Raw genomic sequence first — 4,932 nt, forward strand, 5'->3', positions numbered from 1 at the left:
AGTACGAGGACCAGATCCTGCCCACCGGCGGCTTCACCGGCACCCCGGAAGAAGCGCTGGATTGCGCCTGCGAGCTCTACCTCGATGCTCCCGACTTCTGACAGATTTCAAGCACCCCCGAAGGACTACCGGGCGCGACCACTAAGTGATCAAACCCACAATGCGGGCCACCAGATCGCAACGGCCCTGTCGCCGCGCCCGCCAGCGTGCAAGGCTTGATTGGTGACGCCACAACCACAGCACTCGCGCGAGCCTCGAGCCGAGACGCCGGGCCTGTCCCCGACGGACATCCTGCACCTGCTCGAACTCAACATCCGCGACTGCGCCGTCTTCATGCTCGACCCGACCGGCCACGTCATCGGCTGGAACGCCGGCGCCGAGCGGATCAAGGGCTATAGCGAGCAGGAGATCCGCGGCCGGCACTTCTCCGTCTTCTACCCGCCGCAGGACGTCGCGTTCGGCAAACCTGAGCGCGAACTCCAGATCGCCGCCGCTCAGGGCCGGGTCGAGGACGAGGGCTGGCGGATGCGCAAGGACGGCACCCGCTTCTGGGCCAACGTGGTGATCACCGCCCTCTACGACGAATCCGGGACGCTGCGCGGCTTCGGCAAAGTCACCCGGGACCTGACCGAGCGGCGCGAGAGCGAGCAGGCCCTGCGCGAGAGCGAGGAACGCTTCCGGCTGCTCGTGCAGGACGTCTCGGACTACGCGATCTTCATGCTCGACCCCACCGGCCACGTGGCGAGCTGGAACGCCGGCGCCGAGCGGATCAAGGGCTACAGCGAGCAGGAGATCCACGGCCGGCACTTCTCCGTCTTCTACCCGCCCGAGGACATCGCGGCGGGCCGGCCGGAACGCAACCTGGAGACCGCCCTGCTCGAAGGCCGGGTCGAGGACGAGGGCTGGCGGATGCGCAAGGACGGCACCCGCTTCTGGGCCAACGTGGTGATCACCGCCCTCTACGACGAGCGCCGGCGGCTGCGCGGGTTCGGCAAGGTCACCCGGGACCTGACCGAATGGCGCGAGACCGAGCGGGACCTGCGCGAGCGGCGCAGGCTGCTGAGCCACCTGGTCCAGGCGCAGGAGGCCGAGCGCCACCGCATCGCCTCCGACGTCGCCGCCGGCACGATCGAGCCGCTGACCCGGCTCGCGGCCGGCCACCAGCGGCTGGCGCAGCAAGCCGACGGACCCGAAGCCGCGCGGCTGCACGAACTGGGCGCCATCGCCGACGAGGCGCTCGGGCAGGCGCGCGCGCTGGTCGGCCGGCTGCGCCCGCCAGGTATCGATCGGCGCGGGCTGCGCGAAGCCCTGGGTGAATACCTGGCCGAGACCGCGGGCGAGTGGGGCCTCAAATACACCTTCGACTACCGGCTCGACTTCGAGCCGCCGGCCGCGTCCTCGGTGACCGTCTTCCGCATCTGCCAAGAGGCGCTGACCAACGTGCACAAGCACGCGCGCGCCGGCGCCGTCACGGTCAGCCTCGCCTCGGCGGGCAGCGGCGTGCTCGGGCGCGTCAGCGACGACGGGATCGGCATCGAGGAGCCGCGGGATCTGCGGCCGAGCGCCGGCCGCTTCGGTGTGCTCGAGATGCGGGAGCGGGCCGAGACCGTCGGCGGCTGGTGGACGATGGGTCGTCAGAGCGAGGGCGGAACCCTCGTGCAGTTCTGGATTCCGGCCGGCGCGCCCCCGTCGCCCCAGGACGACCCGGCGGCACCCTAGGGCGTAGCAGGCTTCTGTCATGGTGCCCGGCCGCGGGCTTGGTCAAGGTTTGCCCACGGCCGGTACGAACCCGCCCGCGTTGCGGCTAGTGTGTCCGCATGCGGCTGAGCGGAGTCGGATACCGCTACGGATGGCGTGCACCCTGGGTGCTGACCAGGGTGGATCTCGACCTGCGACCAGGCGGACTGGTGCGCGTCGGCGGATACAACGGATGCGGCAAGTCGACGCTGCTGCGGATCATCGCGGGCGCGCACCGGCCGGGCCGCGGCACGGTCACCGGACGGCCCGGCGGCGTCGCCTACGTGCCGGGACAGCTGCCGCCGCTGCCGTTCAAGGCGCAGGACTATCTGCGGCACTGCGGCCGCCTCCACGGGCTTTCCGCCGCGGAGAGCGACGAGCGGATGCTCGACTGGCTCGAGCGTTTCGAGGCGCTGGGTTACCGCAAGCACCGCATCGGCGACCTGTCGCGGGGCACCGCGCAGAAGGTTGCGATCATTCAGGCGCTGATCGCGCAGCCGCAGCTGCTGATCCTGGACGAGGCGTGGACCAGCCTCGACTCGCTCGGACAGCAGACCCTTGACGAGGCGGTCCGGGATTCGGTGCAGCGCGGCGGCCGCGTGGTGTTCGCCGACCACGACCCGCAGCGGCTGGCCGAGGATGCGACGCTTTATCTGCTGCGCGACGGGACGCTGCACGAGGCCCGCGCTGGCGACTTCGAACTTCCGCTGGTCCTCATCGACCTGGAGGACGCCCCCGATCCCTGGCCGGGGCCGGGCCGCGGGCGGCTGCTGGCCGACGATCTGCTGCGCATCGAGGTCGAGCCGGACGGCTCGGACCGGCTGCTGCGCGAGATCCTTTCTGCGCATCCTGATATACATGTCGCCTCCGTGCGGACGGTGGACGGGAGAGCGGCCGCGCCGGCCGTAAAGCAGGAGGCTGAAGGCACGCGGCCGGCGCAGCGGGGCACCGGGACCGCCTCGCCGCCCGCGCCCGACACCGTTCGGGCCGCGGTGCCGAAGCAGGCGAGGAGGCAGCCTTGAACACCCAGGACGCGGCGGTCGCCCGCTACTACGCGGTACTGCTCGCACGCTCGCAGCGCTGGCTCGCGCCCGTGCTGTTCTACGCGGTCGCGCTGGCGATCGACACCGCCTCCGGAGATTCCGCGGCTGACGCCTTCGCCTACACCGCCGCCTTCCTGCTGCCGGTCAGCGCGTGGCTCACCCGCGCGATGCTGACCGCCGAGCCTGCCGAGGCGGCCTCGATCACGGCGACGGTGGCCGGTCCCGTGCGGGCCCGGCTGGCCGCGTTGACCGCGGCGACCGGGTACGGCCTGCTGTGCGCCGCGGTCGGCGCGCTGGTCTCGGCCGTCGCCGGACCGCTGCACGGCGGCGCCACCACCCTGCTGACGGGGGTGAGCACCGAACTGATCTGCGTGCTTCTCGGCACGGCGGCCGGCGCGCTGGCCGCCCCGCCGCTCGTTCCGGCCGCGGGCTGGGGCGTGTTGCTCGCCGGACTGCTCGCCCTCGGGCTGCTGGTCGCGCGCTTCTCCCCCGCAGCGATGGGAATCCGCGCGCTGACCCTTGTGGCGAACGGAAGCGCTCCGCATTACCCGCTCGCGGCGCTGCCCGCCGCGCTGGTCGTGGTCGCCGCGGCGTGGGCCGCCTCCACGGCCGCGGCCGTGCGGCACTGACGCCGCCCGGAACTGACGCCGGGCGAGCCGGCCCCCGGCACGTCCCGCGCAAACCCGCAAACCCCGCTGCGGGCCGGAGATACCGCTGTGGCCTGCCAGAACACCGACCGGAACGCCCTTGGCCTCGATGGAAAAACTCACCTCTGTACGTAGAGCTATGACGGCGTTACTCTCAGAGATGGCGGCGTCCAAGTTCCGCACGGGGTAGGGAGACCCCACGGTGGCAGCGGTCGGCACCTATCGCCCAAGCCACCAGGGCGCGCCGTCTTCTGAATGGGGGAAGCAAATCATGGCACGAACGATTTCTCATTACGGCTGGGTACCCGACCTTCCGGACGCGCGCGACCTCATCTTCGCCGCACCGCGCCTCAGCCTGGTCAACCCCCCGCCGCGGGTCGACCTGCGGGCGCAGCTGCCCGCCGTCTACGACCAGGGCAAGATCGGCAGCTGCACCGCCAACTCGATCGCCGGAGCGGTCGAATTCGAACTGCTGCGCCAGCAGCTGTCCGACTTCGTCCCGTCGCGGCTGTTCATCTATTACAACGAGCGCGCGATGGAAGGGCACGTCGACTACGACTCGGGGGCGCAGATCCGCGACGGCATCAAGTCGATCGCGTCGCTCGGCGTCTGCCCGGAGACCGAGTGGCCGTACGACGACACGCCGCCGCTGACCGACGGCGGTCCGTGGCCCGCCCAGGCGCGGGCCGGGCAGCGACCCCCGAAGGGCTGCTACCAGGACGCGCTGAACACCAAGGCGGTCTCGTACCATCGGGTCCTGCCGAGCCTCGACCAGCTCAAGGGCTGCCTGGCCACCGGGTTCCCGTTCGTCTTCGGCTTCACCGTGTACGAGAGCTTCGAATCCCAGGAGGTCGCGCAAAGCGGCGACGTGCCGATGCCCGCCCTCGGCGAGCGCGCCCTCGGCGGACACGCCGTGCTCGCGGCCGGGTACGACGACGCCACCGAGCGCTTCCTCGTGCGCAATTCGTGGGGTCCGTCGTGGGGGCAGGGCGGCTACTTCACGATGCCGTACGCGTACCTGACCGAACACGGGCTGGCCTCGGACTTCTGGACTGTGCGCATGCTTTCCTGATCCGCCCTCGGCGCTACGCCGCGCCGACCCGCCGACGTCCGCCGACGGCCTCATGCCAGGCCGCCGGCGGACGCACGCGCATGACAATGCAGATGTTCCGACTCGGCCTTGATGCTCGGCCTTGATGCTTCCGGCCTTCGTTCTGCGCGATTCCACCTGTTGACAGCGCCTCCATGGTGCTGTCATGGTGCCTTGCCACTGACGGACGCTCAGTCCTGAGCATCCGACAGTGCAGGAGAGCGCTCTCCTGCGCTCGATGATGGTCGCACCCGGCGCCCTGTCAACCACCTCACTCCGGCCCGCGGCGGTCGCGCGGGCCGATCCGGCGCACGCCGCTGTTCCGGAACTGCCCGAGACCCTTGACACGCCGGAAACATGGGCGCGACCATCACATGTTGGAGAGCGCTCTCCAAACCAGTACGACACCTTACCC

The 4,932-nt window shown here is 70.8% G+C and carries 4 protein-coding genes; all 4 read left to right on the top strand.

Annotated elements, in window-relative coordinates; genetic code table 11:
• Nucleotides 1–273: 273 nt before the first annotated feature.
• The 4 genes from KGA66_RS28060 (at nucleotide 274) to KGA66_RS28075 (ending at nucleotide 4,499) form a co-directional block, all read left to right on the top strand.
• Complete coding sequence (locus KGA66_RS28060) at nucleotides 274–1,719, top strand: PAS domain-containing sensor histidine kinase (RefSeq protein ID WP_438822085.1); 1,446 nt, start codon at nucleotides 274–276, stop codon at nucleotides 1,717–1,719.
• Between the two features lie 98 nt (nucleotides 1,720–1,817).
• Nucleotides 1,818–2,759, top strand: coding sequence for an ATP-binding cassette domain-containing protein (locus KGA66_RS28065; protein WP_211472456.1), 942 nt, complete (start codon nucleotides 1,818–1,820; stop codon nucleotides 2,757–2,759).
• Nucleotides 2,756–3,409: a hypothetical protein gene (locus KGA66_RS28070; protein WP_211472458.1), complete on the top strand. Its 654-nt coding sequence runs from the start codon at nucleotides 2,756–2,758 to the stop codon at nucleotides 3,407–3,409. Before KGA66_RS28065 ends, KGA66_RS28070 begins: the two co-directional genes overlap by 4 nt.
• A gap of 289 nt (nucleotides 3,410–3,698) precedes the next feature.
• The gene (locus KGA66_RS28075; RefSeq protein ID WP_211472460.1) at nucleotides 3,699–4,499 is read left to right on the top strand and encodes a C1 family peptidase; all 801 of its coding nucleotides are present in this window, start codon (nucleotides 3,699–3,701) and stop codon (nucleotides 4,497–4,499) included.
• The last annotated feature ends 433 nt before the right edge of the window (nucleotides 4,500–4,932 follow it).

The sequence above is a fragment of the Actinocrinis puniceicyclus genome, from assembly GCF_018283645.1.
In the GTDB taxonomy this organism is placed as follows: Bacteria; Actinomycetota; Actinomycetes; order Streptomycetales; family Catenulisporaceae; genus Actinocrinis; species Actinocrinis puniceicyclus.

Excerpts from the sequence above, each read along its gene's own strand:
- KGA66_RS28075 (WP_211472460.1), top strand. The coding sequence starts at position 3,699 with ATGGCACGAACGATTTCTCATTACGGCTGGGTACCCGACCTTCCGGAC.
- KGA66_RS28065 (WP_211472456.1), top strand. The coding sequence starts at position 1,818 with ATGCGGCTGAGCGGAGTCGGATACCGCTACGGATGGCGTGCACCCTGG.